Annotated in this window: 17 protein-coding genes and 1 riboswitch; of the genes, 15 read left to right on the top strand and 2 right to left on the bottom strand. The window is 44.8% G+C overall.

Translation table 11 applies throughout. From position 1 onward, the window contains the following. Positions 1–209 precede the first annotated feature (209 nt). The 11 genes from prfB (at position 210) to ACESTK_RS10015 (ending at position 12,423) form a co-directional block, all read left to right on the top strand. Positions 210–1,338, top strand: a protein-coding gene (gene prfB / locus ACESTK_RS10065) for a peptide chain release factor 2 (RefSeq protein ID WP_118580361.1) whose coding sequence is annotated in 2 segments (ribosomal slippage) — positions 210–284 and positions 286–1,338 — 1,128 coding nt in all. Because the reading frame shifts where the segments join, the coding sequence is not laid out codon by codon here. A gap of 113 nt (positions 1,339–1,451) precedes the next feature. Then, positions 1,452–1,904: an ACT domain-containing protein gene (locus tag ACESTK_RS10060; protein ID WP_118580364.1), complete on the top strand. Its 453-nt coding sequence runs from the start codon at positions 1,452–1,454 to the stop codon at positions 1,902–1,904. Between the two features lie 7 nt (positions 1,905–1,911). Next, positions 1,912–3,129: a homoserine dehydrogenase gene (locus tag ACESTK_RS10055; RefSeq protein ID WP_204452589.1), complete on the top strand. Its 1,218-nt coding sequence runs from the start codon at positions 1,912–1,914 to the stop codon at positions 3,127–3,129. 96 nt (positions 3,130–3,225) lie between these two features. Next, positions 3,226–4,434 (top strand): aspartate kinase, encoded by a 1,209-nt coding sequence (locus ACESTK_RS10050; protein ID WP_195992727.1) that lies wholly within the window; start codon positions 3,226–3,228, stop codon positions 4,432–4,434. 31 nt (positions 4,435–4,465) lie between these two features. Further along, entirely contained in the window at positions 4,466–5,677 is a 1,212-nt protein-coding gene (locus ACESTK_RS10045) for a hypothetical protein (RefSeq protein WP_373119668.1), read from the top strand. A 49-nt stretch (positions 5,678–5,726) separates the two neighbouring features. After that, positions 5,727–6,614, top strand: a complete 888-nt coding sequence (locus ACESTK_RS10040) for a DegV family protein (protein WP_118580373.1) — start codon at positions 5,727–5,729, stop codon at positions 6,612–6,614. Between the two features lie 164 nt (positions 6,615–6,778). Continuing rightward, on the top strand, positions 6,779–7,531 hold the full coding sequence (locus ACESTK_RS10035; protein ID WP_373119666.1) for a DUF975 family protein: 753 nt from the start codon (positions 6,779–6,781) through the stop codon (positions 7,529–7,531). Positions 7,532–7,561: 30 nt separating this feature from the next. Continuing rightward, on the top strand, positions 7,562–9,721 hold the full coding sequence (locus tag ACESTK_RS10030; protein ID WP_118580379.1) for a Tex family protein: 2,160 nt from the start codon (positions 7,562–7,564) through the stop codon (positions 9,719–9,721). A 110-nt stretch (positions 9,722–9,831) separates the two neighbouring features. Next, positions 9,832–10,095 (top strand): DUF1294 domain-containing protein, encoded by a 264-nt coding sequence (locus ACESTK_RS10025; protein ID WP_373119664.1) that lies wholly within the window; start codon positions 9,832–9,834, stop codon positions 10,093–10,095. 179 nt (positions 10,096–10,274) lie between these two features. Next, entirely contained in the window at positions 10,275–11,183 is a 909-nt protein-coding gene (locus ACESTK_RS10020; protein ID WP_233456050.1) for a mechanosensitive ion channel family protein, read from the top strand. Positions 11,184–11,486: 303 nt separating this feature from the next. Continuing rightward, a riboswitch (FMN riboswitch) is annotated at positions 11,487–11,624 on the top strand. Positions 11,625–11,787: 163 nt separating this feature from the next. Then, positions 11,788–12,423, top strand: coding sequence for an ECF transporter S component (locus ACESTK_RS10015; RefSeq protein ID WP_118580386.1), 636 nt, complete (start codon positions 11,788–11,790; stop codon positions 12,421–12,423). On the opposite strand, the gene ACESTK_RS10010 is transcribed toward ACESTK_RS10015, so the two are convergent. After that, a complete protein-coding gene (locus ACESTK_RS10010) occupies positions 12,387–12,566 on the bottom strand; it encodes a DUF6783 domain-containing protein (protein ID WP_319017188.1) in 180 nt (59 codons plus the stop codon). The two genes, ACESTK_RS10015 and ACESTK_RS10010, sit on opposite strands and share 37 nt — an antisense overlap. On the opposite strand from ACESTK_RS10010, the gene ACESTK_RS10005 reads away from it, so the two are divergent. Together ACESTK_RS10005 and ACESTK_RS10000 are read left to right on the top strand one after the other, a co-directional pair. Then, positions 12,498–12,641, top strand: a complete 144-nt coding sequence (locus ACESTK_RS10005; RefSeq protein WP_347708501.1) for a DUF6783 domain-containing protein — start codon at positions 12,498–12,500, stop codon at positions 12,639–12,641. The genes ACESTK_RS10010 and ACESTK_RS10005 overlap by 69 nt on opposite strands. A gap of 15 nt (positions 12,642–12,656) precedes the next feature. Further along, complete coding sequence (locus tag ACESTK_RS10000) at positions 12,657–13,271, top strand: NUDIX hydrolase (protein ID WP_118580392.1); 615 nt, start codon at positions 12,657–12,659, stop codon at positions 13,269–13,271. Between the two features lie 31 nt (positions 13,272–13,302). Here ACESTK_RS10000 and ACESTK_RS09995 read toward each other — a convergent pair whose 3' ends face one another. Then, the gene (locus ACESTK_RS09995; RefSeq protein ID WP_148461039.1) at positions 13,303–13,812 is read right to left on the bottom strand and encodes a hypothetical protein; all 510 of its coding nucleotides are present in this window, start codon (positions 13,810–13,812) and stop codon (positions 13,303–13,305) included. A 264-nt stretch (positions 13,813–14,076) separates the two neighbouring features. Here ACESTK_RS09995 and rsxC point away from each other — a divergent pair, with 264 nt between their 5' ends. Beyond that, positions 14,077–16,041, top strand: a complete 1,965-nt coding sequence (rsxC, locus tag ACESTK_RS09990) for an electron transport complex subunit RsxC (protein ID WP_195992719.1) — start codon at positions 14,077–14,079, stop codon at positions 16,039–16,041. A gap of 1 nt (position 16,042) precedes the next feature. Next, a complete protein-coding gene (locus ACESTK_RS09985) occupies positions 16,043–16,663 on the top strand; it encodes a methylenetetrahydrofolate reductase C-terminal domain-containing protein (protein ID WP_195699561.1) in 621 nt (206 codons plus the stop codon). Positions 16,664–16,676 lie beyond the last annotated feature (13 nt).

Genomic DNA, 16,676 nt, shown 5'->3' with positions numbered 1-16,676 from the left:
ACGGTAACGGGTGGCTGTTCCTTTCCACACCGCTTTTTATTGTAATTTCCCACGGAATATGCTATTGTATAGTTTGAAAGTCTGTGTGCCGTGCGGATCGCGGGAATGATTTTTCAAACACGTTCCAGACCTGCGGCATTGTTGGAGAAAAGTAACGATTCAGAAAACACTGGACAGTTACACAGAAATATTAGAAAGAAGGTGAAGCTATGGTTGAATTAGACCAGTTCAAGAGCATTCTTGCAACATACACAGAACCATTAGTGGAAGTGAGGGATTCACTTTGACCTGGCTAACAAAGAAAAGCGGGTTGAAGAATTAGAGCGCGAAATGGAAGCGCCTGATTTCTGGGACAATGCAGAAATATCCCAGAAGAAAATGAAAGAATTAAAGGGTATGAAGGACGACATGGAAACCTATCAGAATCTGGTAACCCAGAAAGAAGATATGGAGACCCTGATCGAGATGAGCTATGAGGAAAATGATCCGTCCATGATCGAAGAAATCCAGGAAATGCTGGATGAGTTCCAGGCACAGTTTGACAGTATCCGTGTGAAGACACTTCTTTCAGGAGAGTATGACGGCGAGAATGCCATTATCAAACTGAATGCAGGAGCTGGTGGAACAGAAGCCTGCGACTGGTGCAGTATGCTGTATCGTATGTATACACGCTGGGCTGAGCGCAAGGGCTTTTCAATTGAAGTTCTGGACTATCTGGACGGTGATGAAGCTGGTATCAAATCTGTTACCTTCCAGGTAAACGGAGAGAACGCATACGGACTTCTGAAGTCTGAGAAAGGTGTTCACCGTCTGGTACGTATTTCCCCGTTCAATGCGGCTGGAAAGCGCCAGACCTCTTTCGTATCCTGCGATGTAATGCCGGATATTGAGAAAGATCTGGACGTAGAAGTCAATGATGAGGACATCCGTATTGATACCTACCGAAGCAGTGGTGCCGGCGGACAGCATATCAACAAGACCTCATCCGCTATCCGTATCACTCATTTTCCAACAGGAATCGTGGTACAGTGTCAGAATGAGCGTTCCCAGCATATGAATAAAGATAAGGCTATGCAGATGCTGAAGGCGAAGTTATATCTTCTGAAACAGCAGGAGGCAGAAGCCAAGCTTTCCGGAATCCGAGGTGAAGTAACGGATATCGGCTGGGGCAACCAGATCCGTTCCTACGTTATGCAGCCATATACCATGGTCAAAGATCACCGTACCAATGAAGAAACCGGAAATGTAGATGCAGTTATGGATGGTGCCATTGATATCTTTATTAATGCATATTTGAAATGGATCGCACTTGCGAAGAGACCTGCAGAACAGCAATAAAAGCATGCTGCTGTTCACGAAGGGAACGGTACCAGCTTCCGGATTATGTCTGGATACAGCGGCTGTAATGGCAGAGATTTGCAGGGCGCAGTGAAAGTGGAAGGAAATGCAGGATGCCAAAGACAACAGATAAGAATAAATATTTTGTAGTAAAAGAGCGGGCTGTGCCAGAGGTGCTTCTGAATGTAGTTGCAGCGAAGAAGCTTCTGGAATCAAAGCGGGCAGCTACGGTTCAGGAAGCTGCAGACGCTGTGGGAATCAGCCGAAGCTCTTTCTATAAATATAAAGATGATATTTTTCCCTTCCACGAGGAAGCCAAGGGAAAGACCATCACATTTATTATACAGATGGATGATGAGCCGGGAATTTTATCCAATGTTCTTCGGGCTATTGCAGAAAACCATGGCAATATTCTGACCATACATCAGAGTATTCCCATCAGTGGTATTGCCACCCTTACCTTAAGTGTACAGATCCTTCAGGGAGAAGGGGATGCTGAGGCGATGGTGGATGACATTGAACAGATGGAAGGAATCCATTATTTAAAAATTTTAGGCAGGGAGTAACGGACAGATGATAAATATTGCAGTGTTAGGATATGGCACAGTTGGAAGCGGTGTAGTAGAAGTCATCCGCACCAATCATGAATTGATTAACAAAAGAGCCGGGGAAGAGATTAAGATCAAATATGTACTGGATCTTCGTGAGTTTCCGGGAGATCCGGTAGAAGAGATTCTTGTGCATGATTTTGAGCAGATCGTAAACGATCCGGAAGTTAAAATTGTAGTAGAAGTAATGGGAGGAACCGGTGCTGCCTATACTTTTACAAAAAGAGCACTTGAAGCCGGCAAGAGTGTGTGCACCTCGAATAAAGCTCTGGTTGCCAAATACGGGCCTGAGCTTATGGAAATTGCAAAAGAGAAAAAGATCAACTACCTTTTCGAGGCAAGCTGCGGCGGTGGAATCCCGATCATTCGTGCTATCAACGGTTCTCTCACCGCAGATGAGATCAATGAGGTCAGCGGAATTCTGAACGGAACTACCAACTATATGCTGGATAAGATGATCACAGAAGGCGCTGATTTCAATACTGTTCTGAAAGAGGCTCAGGAAAAAGGCTACGCAGAGGCTGATCCTACCGCTGACGTGGAAGGACAGGATGCATGCCGTAAGATTGCCATTCTTTCCTCTCTGGCATATGGAAAATTCCTGAATTTTGAAAATATTTATACAGAAGGAATTACAAAGATCACGCCAGAGGATATGGAATACGCAAGAGAAATGGGCAGAAGCATCAAGCTTCTTGGCACAAGTAAGAAATTGGGAGACGATTCTTTCTACGCACTTGTAGCACCTTTCCTTGTAGGGCAGGAGAATCCTCTTTATGGCGTAAAGGGAGTGTTCAACAGTATTTTTGTACATGGAAACATGCTTGGCGATGCCATGTTCTATGGAAGCGGAGCAGGCAAGCTTCCTACTGCAAGTGCAGTTGCAGCGGACGTTGTGGAGGCTGCAAAGCATCTTCATGATACCATTCCAAATAACTGGAGCAATGAAGAGATGACCCTGATGGAGCCGGATTCTGTAGAAGGCCGTTTCTTTGTACGTGTGAAGGATACTTCCCTGGATGAAGTGGATAAGGCTTTTGGTAAGGTTGAGGCTGTGATCGAGCCGGATTCCCTTCCGGAAGAATTTGGTTTTATTACCAGACTTATGACACAGGGCGAGTACAAAGAGCGTGTGAAAGCGCTTGGAGAGAATGTTCTGGGCATGATCCGCGTGAAAGACTGATAACATGAAACCGCAGTTATTCAGGTAATGGGCAGCTGCGTGAAACTGTCTGCATGCGCAGATAAAAATAAAACTGACAGCGTGAAAGGAAAAACTATGCTGATAGTTAAGAAATTCGGCGGTACTTCCGTTGGGGACAAACAGAGAATGTATAATGTTGCCAACCGTTGTATCGAAGAATATAAAAAAGGAAATGACGTGGTGGTGGTTTTGTCCGCCATGGGAAAATATACAGATGAGCTGATCCGTATGGCTCATGATATGGACGACAAGCCTCCGAAGCGTGAGATGGATATGCTCCTTACCATCGGTGAGCAGATGTCCGTATCCCTGATGGCAATGGTAATGCACAAGCTGGGCGTTCCGGCGGTTTCCCTGAATGCCTTTCAGGTGACCATGCATACCACAAGCAGCCATCAGAATGCAAGATTAAAAAGAATCGATACAGAGCGTATTCGCCGGGAGCTGGATGCCCACAGGATCGTAATTGTTACCGGATTCCAGGGCGTAGATAAATACGATGATTACACCACTCTGGGACGAGGCGGTTCTGATACCACTGCCGTGGCACTGGCAGCAGCGCTTCATGCAGATGCCTGCGAGATTTATACAGATGTGGACGGCGTTTACACAGCCGACCCACGTAAGGTTCCAAATGCAAGAAAGCTGAAAGAAATCACATACGATGAGATGCTGGATCTGGCAACATCAGGAGCAGGTGTACTTCACAACCGTTCTGTGGAAATGGCGAAGAAATACGGAGTGCCCCTTGTGGTCCGCTCTAGCCTGAATAACAGTGAAGGAACGGTAGTGAAGGAGGTAGTTAGCGTGGAAAGAATGCTGATCAGCGGTGTTGCGCTGGATACAGACGCTGTGAGAATCGCAGTACTGGGGCTTCGCGATGTGCCTGGTGTTGCATTTAAGGTATTTGATACCCTTGCAAAGAAAAATATTAACGTAGATGTTATCCTGCAGTCTATCGGACGTGCAGGAACAAAGGACATTTCTTTTACAGTAAATAAGGATGATCTGGATGATGCAGTTGCCACTCTGGAGGAGAGCCAGGAGCGCCTTGGCTTCAAGGAGCTTCACTCTGAGCGCAATATCGCCAAGCTTTCCATTGTTGGCTCCGGTATGCTCAGCAATCCTGGCGTGGCTGCCAAGATGTTTGAGAGCCTTTACAATGAAGGGGTAAACATTAATATGATCTCCACATCTGAAATCCGTATTACCGTCCTCATCAATGAAAAAGACGGAATCCGGGCTATGAATGCAGTACACGATGCTTTCGGCCTTGCCGACTGATCGAATATAAATTCTAAGGAGGAATTTCTGTATGAAAAGAAAAGTATTGGGAGTGCTTTTTACAGCAATGTGCCTGTGTGCGGTTCCGTCCGCGGCTTATGCAGAGGCACAGGAAGCCGAAACTACAGAGGCAGCAGGAGAGGCTGCTGATGAGCCTGAGGCTGGTGCAGAAACGGTTACAGAGCTGTCCGACAGCCTGTACGATTTTCAGGTGAAGATCGAGGATAAGGTTTACCAGTTCCCTATGTATTACCAGGATTTTGCAGCAGACTGGACACTTGGCAAGAACGAGGACCCGGAGATGGGCGTTGGAACCAATTCCTATGGTTCCATCAGTTTTTACAAAGGGGACGACCGCGTTTCCGTAGATGTGATCAATCTTGGAATCAACCAGTTGCCATTAAACCAGTGTTTGGTGGCGGGAATTGATATTGATGCAAGCTATGATTTTGATGTGGCGGCTACTCCTGTAGAACTGCCTGGCGGAATCGTAATGGGAAAATCCAATTTTGATGATATCAAAGCTGCTTATGGTGATCCAAGCGATACTTACGAGGGAGACCTGTATACCAAGTATTCCTACTCGAAAGATTATTACGAGGAAGTTCATTTCTATGTATATAAGGATGACAATACTCTGAAGCAGGTAGATATGCGTAACTTCGTAGAGCCAGAAGGATATGACAAGGGAAGTGTAAGCGAGGAAGTTCCGGAAATCGTATCTTCCTATACCGCTCCTACTGAGCTGGGAGATGATCTGCTGGCTCCACAGTTGGAATTCTGCGGAGATCTTTATTCCCTTCCGGCTCCGGTGTCTGCATTCCTTGAGAATGGCTGGGAGCTTCAGAATGTGGAAGATGGCGCTTATGTGGCTGGCCGGGATCTGGAATTTGTAGACATGATGAAGAATAACCAGAGTGTGCATTTCAGTGTTTACAATTTTACCCAGGATGCAACTGCCATCGAGAACTGTTTTGTACGGGAGCTTGAGGTAGGCAATTACGACAGTGATGCTCTTACCCTTACTCTTTCCGGTGGATTTACCCTGGGTGCGAAGAAGGCGGACCTGATCGCAGCTGCAGAGGAAAAAGGCTATTCGTGTGATGAGGACGGAGATTACCTGAATATTTATAAGACTGCAGATACCAAGATTGACAACCGGGCACAGTTCTGGTTTAACAAGGATGAGGATCCGGATACAGTGGCAAGTGTTGCGTACAGAAATGAAATTCTTCCAGAATAAGGGAGAACCCGATCTGGAGGTTTTACAAAATTAGTAACAGGAGGGAAATATGAGCAACTATGTGATCAGCTGTTGTTCCACAGCGGACCTTACGAAAGAACATTTTGAGAAAAGAAATATTTCCTATATCTGCTTTCATTATGAATTAAATGGAAAAGAATATGCAGATGATCTGGGACAGTCCATGCCTTTTGATGTGTTTTATAAAGCCATGCAGGATGGGGCATCTACCAAGACTTCCCAGGTAAACGCAGATGAGTTTGAAGAGTATTTTGAAGGATTTCTGAAACAGGGCAAGGATGTGCTTCACGTCTGCCTTTCTTCCGGGATTTCCGGTGTTATAAATTCAGCCAACGTTGCAAAAGCGGAGCTGGAGGAAAAATACCCGGATCGTAAGATTCTGGTTGTGGATTCTCTGGGCGCGTCTTCAGGATATGGTCTTTTTATGGATAAACTTGCTGACCTCCGGGATGAGGGTAAATCCATCGGGGAAGTTCATGCCTGGGCAGAAGAACACAAGCTGAACCTGCATCACTGGTTCTTTTCCACAGACCTTACGTTCTATATCAGAGGAGGCCGTATTTCCAAGGCCAGCGGCTTTTTCGGCACTATGCTGAATATTTGTCCGCTTCTGAATATGGATGATCAGGGAAAACTGATCCCAAGATTTAAGATCCGTACCAAGAAAAAGGTGATCCGGGCTATTGTAGACAAAATGGAAGAGTACGCCGAGGGCGGACTTGACTATAGTGGGAAATGTTATATTTCCCAGTCCGCATGTATAGAGGATGCCAGGGAAGTGGCAAGGCTGGTGGAAGAGCGTTTCCCGAAATTAAATGGGAAGGTTGAGATCAACAACATCGGAACCACCATCGGGAGTCATACAGGTCCTGGTACGGTAGCGGTGTTTTTCTGGGGAAGTAAGAGGACGGCGTAGTTATAAAAAAATTACAGATGTCAGATGGGAAAATGCTATATTAGGAACAGCTGGCATGGTTTAATGGAGCAAAAGTGAAAACAGCGAAATGGTGCTGCAATATATCTGGCCGGGATGTATCAGAATCCCGGCCTGCTGTTTCACTGCAAAGGAGAATGATGATTATGAAAAAAAGAAGTACGAAGGAAATCAAACTGCAGGCCAAAAAGTCATTGCAGGGACATGTTGGAACTGTGATCCTTGGGCTTCTGGCAGTGTATGGTCTGAATACCTTAGGAACAATCCTTTCTACCAATTTGTTTTCTGGCACATCCGCGCTGGATCTGGTTCTCAGCGAAATATTTATGCTGGTGGTGTCACTGATCGTGGGAATCATTTCTGCTGGTCTGGGGTATATGCTTTTGAATATTTCCCGGGAAAAGGAGTTTTCTCTGGGAGATCTTGGCTACTTTTTCAAAAACCAGCCAGACAGGGTGATCGTTGCAGGCTTTGTGCTTGCGATGATCCAGCTGATCACAGCAATCCCTTACTATTATGTGAGCTTTACCACAGATCCGGGACTGACTGTGGATTCCCAGATCCAGAGGCTTTCCATGACTCTGGGACTGCTGGCTGTAAGTACGCTTTTGAATTTTCTTATTTCCCTTCCATTTGCCATGACCTATTTTCTTATGGCGGATGACACAGAGCTTGGAGGAATCCAGGCACTGAAAGAGAGCGCAAGGCTGATGAAGGGAAATATCTGGAGATATGTGAAGCTGAATCTTAGCTTTATCCCGCTTTTGTTATTATCTGTGTTCACGTTCTATATTGCACTTTTCTGGATCATGCCTTATATGGAAATGTCCATGGTGGCATTTTACCGGGATCTGGATGGAGAACTGGACTACAGACTGCCGGAAGATAGGACTATTTAGAAATACAAGCAACAAGAGGAGATTGAAAAAATGGATATTTTACAGGCAATCACCCAGGAACTGGGGGTGCAGAAATGGCAGGTAGAAGCTGCTGTTAAATTGATCGACGAGGGAAACACTATCCCTTTTATTTCACGATATAGAAAAGAAGCTACCGGAACCTTAAATGACGAGCAGCTTCGTAACCTGAACGAGAGACTGACTTATCTCCGAAATCTGGAAGACAAGAAGAATCAGGTCCTTTCCAGCATTGAGGACCAGGGCAAGCTGACAGAAGAACTGAAGGCACAGATCCTGGCAGCACAGACGCTGGTAGTCGTAGAGGACCTTTACCGCCCGTACCGTCCGAAGAGACGTACCAGGGCAACCATTGCCAAGGAAAAAGGCCTGGAGCCCCTGGCAAATATCATTATGCTCCAGATGACAAACAAGTCTATTGAGGAAGAGGCAGAAGCCTTTGTGTCAGAGGAAAAAGAGGTTGCTTCTGTGGCAGACGCCATTGCTGGTGCGAAGGATATTATTGCAGAGCATATTTCCGACGAGGCAGATTACCGAATCCACATCCGTGACCTTACTGCAAAGAAAGGAACCATCAGTTCTGTGGCAAAGGATCCGGAGACACAGTCTGTTTACGAAATGTATTACGAATTTGAAGAGCCGGTGAAGAAGCTGGCTGGACATCGTGTGCTGGCGTTGAACCGCGGTGAGAAAGAGAAATTCCTTACTATTAAGATAGCAGCACCGGAGGAAGATATTCTCCGCTACCTGGAGAAGCAGGTGATCACCCGTGAAAACCCGTTTACCACACCAATCCTGAAAGAGGTAACAGAGGACAGCTACAAGCGTCTTATTGCGCCGGCAATCGAGCGTGAGATCAGAAGTGACCTGACAGAGAAGGCAGAAGACGGTGCTATCAAAGTCTTTGGCAAGAACCTGGAGCAGCTTCTCATGCAGCCTCCAATCGCCGGACAGACTGTCCTTGGATGGGATCCGGCCTTCCGTACAGGCTGTAAGCTGGCTGTTGTAGATCCTACTGGAAAAGTTCTGGATACCACAGTTGTTTATCCAACTGCTCCTACTAACGAGAAGAAGATTCGCGCTGCGAAGGATACAGTAGAAGCTATGATCAAGAAGTATGGCATTTCCCTGATTTCTGTTGGAAATGGTACTGCTTCCAGAGAGTCTGAGCAGGTGATTGTTGATATGCTGAAGGAGATTCCGGAAGCGAAGGTTCAGTATGTAATTACAAATGAGGCGGGTGCTTCTGTTTACTCTGCAAGCAAGCTTGCTACAGATGAATTTCCCAATTTTGATGTAGGACAGAGAAGTGCCACATCCATTGCAAGACGTGTGCAGGATCCGTTGGCTGAGCTGGTTAAGATCGATCCGAAATCCATTGGTGTAGGGCAGTATCAGCATGATATGAACCAGAAGAAGCTTGGCGAGGCTCTGACAGGTGTGGTTGAGGATTCTGTAAATAAAGTAGGTGTGGATTTAAATACTGCTTCGGCTTCCCTTCTTGAGTATATTTCCGGTGTTTCCAAGGCTATTGCGAAGAACATTGTAGTTTACCGTGAGGAGAATGGCCGTTTCACAAGCCGAAAAGATCTTCTGAAGGTTGCGAAGCTTGGTCCGAAAGCATTCGAGCAGTGTGCTGGTTTCATGCGTATTACAGGCGGCTCCAATCCTCTCGATGCGACAAGCGTTCACCCGGAGAGCTATGAGGCGGCTTCCAGGCTTCTTGAGAAACTGGGATATTCCGCTGAAGATATTGCAGGAGGCAAGCTTGCCGGACTTTCCAGACAGATCAGGGATTACAAGAAGACTGCAGATGAACTGGAAATTGGAGAGATTACTCTTAGGGATATTGTAAAAGAGCTGGAGAAACCGGCACGAGATCCGCGTGATGAGATGCCGAAGCCGATTCTCCGCACAGACGTACTGGATATCAAGGATCTGAAAGAGGGTATGATCCTGAAAGGAACTGTCCGCAACGTAATCGATTTCGGAGCTTTCGTTGATATCGGAGTTCATCAGGATGGACTTGTTCATATTTCCCAGATGAGTGAAAAATTTATCAAACATCCGTTGGAAGCTGTAAGCGTCGGAGATGTTGTGGAGGTTCGTGTTCTCGGTGTGGATGAGAAGAAGAACCGGATCAGCCTTTCTATGAAGGGATTAAATAAATAAAGAGAAGAGGGAAAACATTATTTCTCTTCTCTTGCCATTGCCTTGTAGAAAGCTTTTTTCAAACACGCTTTATAGCGTGTTTGGCAGGGAAATTAGAGAGTTGGATTAAAATGTTAGAAAATATTCTTGTTGTATATCTGGTTTTCGTTAATATTGCAGCATTCGGGATGTATGGCATCGATAAACAGAAAGCCATCCGGAAACAGTGGCGCATCCCGGAGGCTCAGCTTCTTGCGGTGGCTGTCATTGGCGGTTCCGCTGGGGCTCTTCTTGGAATGCAGTTTTTTCATCATAAAACCAGAAAGTGGAAATTCCGTCTGGGTGTGCCGTTAATTCTGGCAGCGCAGTTGATACTGTGGAGAGTCTTGCAGTAGACGGTGGATAATTTGCTTCCAAAATGAATTTCCGGTGGAAAACAGGCCAGATTGCCCTGTTTTAAATGGGTATTAGTTCCTGCCGCTTTTGCGATTTTGAGCGGAGTGGACGAAATTGTTTTTGGATAACAAGGGACAAAGTTGTTTGTGGGAAAGGACTGAAAAAAGGAGATGGGAATTTGGAAGGACAGGTTATAGAGAATGCAGTTCAGGAGACTGTCCAGGAAACAGTGGATAAAGTAAACTCCAACTGGGATCAGATCAAGGCTTACTTTAACGGTCATATTCCGGATTTGATCAGCTTCGGAATGAAAGTGGTTCTTTCTATTGTAGCGTTTTATGTGGGAACAAAGCTGATCAAGTGGCTGCTGAAGGTTGCGAAGCGTTCCATGGAAAAGGCCGGCATAGACATGGGGGTTGCCCAGTTCATCTGTTCTTTTGGGAAATTTTTGCTGTATCTGATTCTGATTTTTAATATAGCTACTAATTTCGGTGTGAAGGAATCTTCCGTAGCAGCTCTTCTGGGAACTGCCGGCGTTACCATCGGTCTTGCTTTGCAGGGCGGTCTGGAGAATCTGTCTGGCGGCGTTATGCTGCTTTTGTTTAAGCCTTTTCAGGTAGGAGATTATATTATACAGGATCAGGCTGATGGAACGGAGGGAACCGTATATAAGGTTGAGATGTTCTATACGACCCTGATCACCATTGACAATAAGCACGTAATCATTCCAAATGGAAAATTATCCAACAGCACCATTATCAATGTAACTGCGCAGAATTTGCGTAACCTGGAAATCAAAGTGGGAATTTCCTATGATTCCGATATTAAGAAAGCAAAAAAGCTTTTGCAGCACATTTTACAGGAAGATCCCGGAACCAAATCGGACAAAGACATGCTGGTCTTTGTAGACGAACTTGCTGACAGCGCCGTAGTCATGGGCCTTCGCGTCTGGGTGCCTACCGATAAATACTGGAAGATCAAATGGCGCCTCAATGAGAAAATCAAAGAATCTTTTGATGCCAACGGAATTTCCATTCCGTATCCGCAGATGGATGTACATGTGGTGGAGACAAATAAAGACAAATGATAATAGATATATAATGATATGAGTGTCAAAAGGTCTTTTGCCACTCATTTGATACCCCGGATTGCTCCGCAGCTACGCTGCTCCCGCAATCCTCCAAATATTCGAAATCCGCTGATTTACTGCGTAAATCGCTACTTTCTCATATTTGGCGTGTCCCAAGTTCAAACGCCTTATCGTGCAAGCACGAACGGCTTTTTGACCTTTTGACACTGGTATCATATAATAGAAAATATGAAATAGATGTACAAATAGATTTCCTATTGAAATTATCTTATTTCTATTGTATAATCCACCATGAAAAGAAAATTTCTTCGGGGCAGGGTGATCGAAATCCTTGGAAATCGAAATTCCCTACCGGCGGTATAGTCCGCGACCCGCTTTGGCGGCTGATTTGGTGAAATTCCAAAACCGACAGTAAAGTCTGGATGAGAGAAGAACGCGCAGAATATTTAGATCGGTTGATTTTTTTGTACGTGCTCATTGCCCCGGAAGAGATTCCGGGGCTTTTTATGTGGTGATTTTAACGTTACTGTTTACTGGTAACATTTTAATCCCATACTTGCAGAAATTTTCTTTAAATATTATAATTTAAGGAGCAATGAGTATGAGCGAACAAGTAATCAAAAATGGAAACGTAATGGAGCGAAGCCGTACCAGAACCATTGCCCAGGTAGCAATGTTAGGTGCTGTGGCAGGTGTGTTGATGAATTTTGAGGTACCGCTGCCATTTCTGGCACCGTCCTTTTATCAGTTGGATTTCTCTGAGATTCCAGCACTGATCGGTTCTTTTGCAATGGGACCTGTAGCAGGTATACTGATCGAACTGGTGAAGATTCTGGTACATCTGGTAACCAAGGGAACTATGACAGCAGGCGTTGGTGATGTGGCAAACTTCCTCTTTGGCTGTTCTTATGTAGTTCCAGCCGGACTGATTTATCGTTATCAGCATAAGAAGACAAGAACACACGCAGTGGCAGGTATGGCAGCAGGTGTAATTCTTACCACAGTGCTTGCATGCTTTGTAAACGCATTTGTACTTCTTCCGGCATACGGCAAGGCATTTGGAATGCCGGTACAGGCATTTATTGAAATGGGTGCAGCAGTACACAGCGGTGTAACCAACCTTCTTACTTTTGCAATTATGATTCTTGTACCATTCAATTTATTCAAATACACATTAACCTCAGTGATCGTGTTCTTTATTTATAAAAGAATCCGTGTGATTCTTCGCGGTGACTGATTCTCTGTTCCTTGGTGAGATCTAGAGCCTGTTTGAAAAATCATTCCCGCAATCTGCACGCCCCACTTTGCGGTATATTTTGCACGAATTCGGTTGCCGTAGCCCGCTACGGCGCCCTTATCCGGACAAAATCTCCCACAAATTGTGACGCACATCTTGCAGAAAGCCTTTTTCAAACATGCTCTAGCGAGACCTCTGACCAGAACAGCAAGAACTGACGAAAAGAGGTTCCTATGGGAAAAATCAACAGCATTACCAAACAGACAGATAATCGTTATGTAAACCTTTATAATGTAAAAGCCACCAGTGTGCACAATACCCCGGTAAACTATTTTGTGTCTTCCCGTGCAAAAGATGTAGACAGCCTGAAAATGGTGACACATAAGAACAATCCGGACGGTGTGATCATTTATAGCATTTATGGCGAAAAACATGACAAAGTGGTGTTGATTCGCCAGTATCGTTATACATTAGGTGATTATATTTATGAATTTCCAGCTGGTCTGGTAGAGCCAGATGAGAATTACCATGAAGGCGCAATTCGTGAAATGTACGAGGAAACCGGACTGAAGCTTGATCCCATTCCGGTAGCAGAAGCTTACCAGAAGCCCTATTTCACTACTGTAGGAATGACAGACGAGTCTTGTGCGACTGTATATGGATATGCCAGCGGCGAAATCAGTTCCAAGGCACAGGAAGATACGGAAGAGATTGAAGTGATTCTGGCGGACCGCGAGGAAGTGAAGCGGATTCTGAAGGAAGAGAATGTAGCGATCATGACGGCATATATGCTGATGCATTTTCTGGAAGATAAGGAACCATTTGGATTTTTGAATAAGATCAGGTAAAACAAAATCCCCGAAATTTTCGGGGATTTTGTTATTCATAGTATTCAATATCCTGACCGGAAGTATCGGATGAGCTGTCTCTATTATCGGAACCGGTACCAGAGCCATCCTCTGTATAATCAAGGTCTCCGCTGTCTTCTGTTCCGTAGTCCTCTGAAGGATCCTCTGTATAATCAGGAATATCGGTATTATCGGTAGTGTCGCTTCCTGAACTGTCTTCGGAATCTTCTGTAGGATAAGTAATCTGACCACTGTCAGAGGAATCCGTATCTGAATTATCATAGCTGCCGTCTACCTGGCTGCTGTCATAAGAAGTATCGTTCTGGCTGCTATCGTAAGAACTGTCATAGTTGCTGTCCTGGCTGTAAATCGGAAATTCAGCCTGTTCAGCCTGTTCAGCTGCAGTTTCCGGTGCTTCTGTCAAAGTGGTCTTGGCTGTGGGAACACGGCTCTCCTTGGGAACCACTACGGAAATTCCAAACATAGCCATACTAAGCAGAACCGCTGTGGATGCGATATGGAATTCATCTTTGTATCTCATAAATATTACACCTCATAAGTATCTTTATTAACGGTTATTCAACAGATATCCCAATTATAACACATCCAGGAATGATTTTGTAAAAAATAAAAACAGTATGGTTAAGAATAGTTACAAAGTCTGGATAAAATAGTCAGTTTATGTTATATTATATAGGAAAAAAACAGTAACTTATTTATCTGCTTTTATAAGTTTTTTTGTGGAGGGAACGGATAAGAACAGATAGTATAAGAATATAATTTCTATTATAAGGAAGGTGAGCAATTGGAAAATTATACTAAGTACAAGCTGAAAAGCAGTGATGAGCTTGCATCAGTGCTGAACGGCAAGGACAACCTGTTTGTGATTGCCTGTAATAAGTGCTTTAAGGAATTTGAGACGGTTGAGGAACCGGATTGCGATGAATTCCTGAAGTTTGCAAAGGAGCAGGGAAAGACTGTCACAGGTAGTGCGAAAGTTGATTTCTTATGCAATAAAATGCACACAGAAAGAAAATTGCAGGATCTGCTTCCGGAAGGAACAGAGAATGTGGTAGTAATTTCCTGTGGTCTTGGTATTCAGACTGTTGCGGATCTGGCAGGTAAGCCGGTTGTTGCTGCAAGCAATACCCTTAACTACAGAGGTCATCATGGCATGGCACTTACCAAGAAGAGCTGTGATGCATGTGCACAGTGTTATCTGAATATTACCGGTGGTGTCTGTCCCATCGTTGACTGTTCCAAGAGTCTTGTGAATGGTCAGTGTGGAGGAGCAAAGAATGGAAAGTGCGAAGTAGATCCCAATAAGGACTGTGCATGGGAGAAAATTTACCAGAGACTGGCGAAACAGGGACGTCTGGAAGAATTCCTTAATCAGCCCGTACAGGTTCGTGATTTCTCCAAGGTTAATTTCAAGGTGATCAATGATTATGTGAAATCAATCAGAGAAAACAGACTGGATGGTTATTATGGTGGTGTTCATCCGTCAGAGCGCAAGGAATTCAGTGAGCACATTGCTCTTAAGAAGTTCCCGGATCCGAAGACGGTTGTAATTTCCATGTCTCAGCATCTGGGTGCTCCGGCGAATCCCATCGTTCAGGTTGGTGATACAGTAAAAGTCGGTCAGAAGATCGGCGAAGCTGCCGGATTCATCAGCGCTCCTGTACATTCCAGCGTAAGCGGAACAGTAGTTGCTGTTGAACCTCGTATGCACGGCACAAGAGGTAGTGAAGTGATGGCTGTTGTTATTGAATCGGATGGAAAAAATACTCTGCACGAATCCGTACAGCCACATGGAGACCTTGACAAGCTTACTCCGGATGAAATCATTGATATCATTCGTGAAGCAGGAATCGTTGGTATGGGTGGTGCAGGTTTCCCGACCTGTGTCAAGCTGAAACCGGCGAAACCAGTTGATACCATCCTTCTCAATGGATGCGAATGTGAACCGCTTTTGACAGCCGATCACAGAGTACTTCTTGAGTATGCAGATGATATTATTTTTGGTCTGCGAGCAGTTCTTAAGACAACCGGTGCCCAGAAGGGTATCATTGTTATTGAGGATAACAAGCAGGATGCCATTGAATTAATGCAGGAAAAAGTTGCCAATATCGGAGATATGGAAGTATTTGTTGCCAGAACCAAATACCCACAGGGCGCTGAGAAAACTCTGATCAAGCGTGTTATGGGCAGAATTGTTCCAAGCGGCGGTCTTCCGGCAGATGTTGGTGTTGTAGTAGATAATATCAGTACAGTAAAGGCAATTTCAGACGCAATCCAGACAGGAATGCCTCTGATTGAGCGTGTTGCCACTGTTACAGGCGAGAAGATCAAGAATCCTGGAAACTTTATCATCAAAATTGGTACAAGTGTAAGAGAGCTGATCGACTACTGCGGTGGATTTACAGATGAGGATGTTCTGGTTAAGATGGGTGGACCTATGATGGGATTCCCTCTGAATACACTGGATGTACCTATGATGAAAGGCTCCAACGGTATCATTGCAATTGATACAGATGAGACAAAAGAGCAGCCATGTATCAAATGCGGACGCTGTGTAGATGTCTGTCCGATGGAACTGTCTCCGCTGTATTTTGTAAAATATGCCAAAGACGAGAACTGGCAGGGCATGAAAGACATGAACGTTATGGATTGTGTTGAGTGCAGATGCTGTCAGTATATCTGTTCTTCCAAGATTCCTATCATCGACAGTATTAAAGCCGGAAAAAATGCAGTAAGGGGGATGAAGTGATATGTTGATTACCCAGTTAAAAGCAAAAGAAGCAATCACATCACTGACAGCCGGAAAGAAAGTTTTCATTATTAACTGTCATGGATGTAAAGAGGTTCATTTTCCGGAAAAAGAAGCTGTTGAATTTCAGAAGGAGCTTTCCGCTGAAGGAAATGTGACAGGAATTATGACTACTGATTATATTTGTAATCCGGAAAATATGGAGCTGCGTCTTCAGAAACATATGAGCAAAATTCAGGAAGCAGATATGGTTCTTGTATTTTCCTGTGGTGTTGGTGTGCAGACAATTTCTGAATATCTGGAAGATAAGATGGTCTGTGCTGCCTGTGATACATATCCGGTACCTGGTTTCCAGGGAGTGACACCATTAGAATATAAATGCGATCAGTGCGGTGAGTGTTATCTGAATCTGACAGGTGGAATCTGCCCGATCACAGCATGTTCCAAGAGCCTTGTGAATGGCCAGTGCGGCGGTTCCAAGAATGGAAAATGCGAAGTGGACAGCGAAATGGAGTGTGGATGGGAGCGTATTTACAGACGCCTGAAAGAGATTGGACGCCTTGATGTGCTGAAATGCCCGACACAGATCCACAATTTTGCTACAGATGATGAAGTGAAATAAAAGGTTAATCCTA

It is taken from the genome of Ruminococcus sp. Marseille-P328 (assembly GCF_964249465.1).
GTDB classification, from domain to species: Bacteria; Bacillota; Clostridia; order Lachnospirales; family Lachnospiraceae; genus Blautia_A; species Blautia_A faecis.
This window is presented reverse-complemented; position numbering and strand designations above follow the sequence as displayed.

Bases quoted from the DNA above. Each gene is read 5' to 3' on its own strand.
- ACESTK_RS10035 (WP_373119666.1), top strand. From the start codon at position 6,779: ATGAAAAAAAGAAGTACGAAGGAAATCAAACTGCAGGCCAAAAAGTCA.
- ACESTK_RS10050 (WP_195992727.1), top strand. From the start codon at position 3,226: ATGCTGATAGTTAAGAAATTCGGCGGTACTTCCGTTGGGGACAAACAG.
- ACESTK_RS10060 (WP_118580364.1), top strand. From the start codon at position 1,452: ATGCCAAAGACAACAGATAAGAATAAATATTTTGTAGTAAAAGAGCGG.
- ACESTK_RS10030 (WP_118580379.1), top strand. From the start codon at position 7,562: ATGGATATTTTACAGGCAATCACCCAGGAACTGGGGGTGCAGAAATGG.
- ACESTK_RS09995 (WP_148461039.1), bottom strand. From the start codon at position 13,812: ATGAGATACAAAGATGAATTCCATATCGCATCCACAGCGGTTCTGCTT.
- ACESTK_RS10025 (WP_373119664.1), top strand. From the start codon at position 9,832: ATGTTAGAAAATATTCTTGTTGTATATCTGGTTTTCGTTAATATTGCA.
- ACESTK_RS10045 (WP_373119668.1), top strand. From the start codon at position 4,466: ATGAAAAGAAAAGTATTGGGAGTGCTTTTTACAGCAATGTGCCTGTGT.
- ACESTK_RS10000 (WP_118580392.1), top strand. From the start codon at position 12,657: ATGGGAAAAATCAACAGCATTACCAAACAGACAGATAATCGTTATGTA.
- ACESTK_RS10040 (WP_118580373.1), top strand. From the start codon at position 5,727: ATGAGCAACTATGTGATCAGCTGTTGTTCCACAGCGGACCTTACGAAA.
- ACESTK_RS10055 (WP_204452589.1), top strand. From the start codon at position 1,912: ATGATAAATATTGCAGTGTTAGGATATGGCACAGTTGGAAGCGGTGTA.
- ACESTK_RS09985 (WP_195699561.1), top strand. From the start codon at position 16,043: ATGTTGATTACCCAGTTAAAAGCAAAAGAAGCAATCACATCACTGACA.
- ACESTK_RS10015 (WP_118580386.1), top strand. From the start codon at position 11,788: ATGAGCGAACAAGTAATCAAAAATGGAAACGTAATGGAGCGAAGCCGT.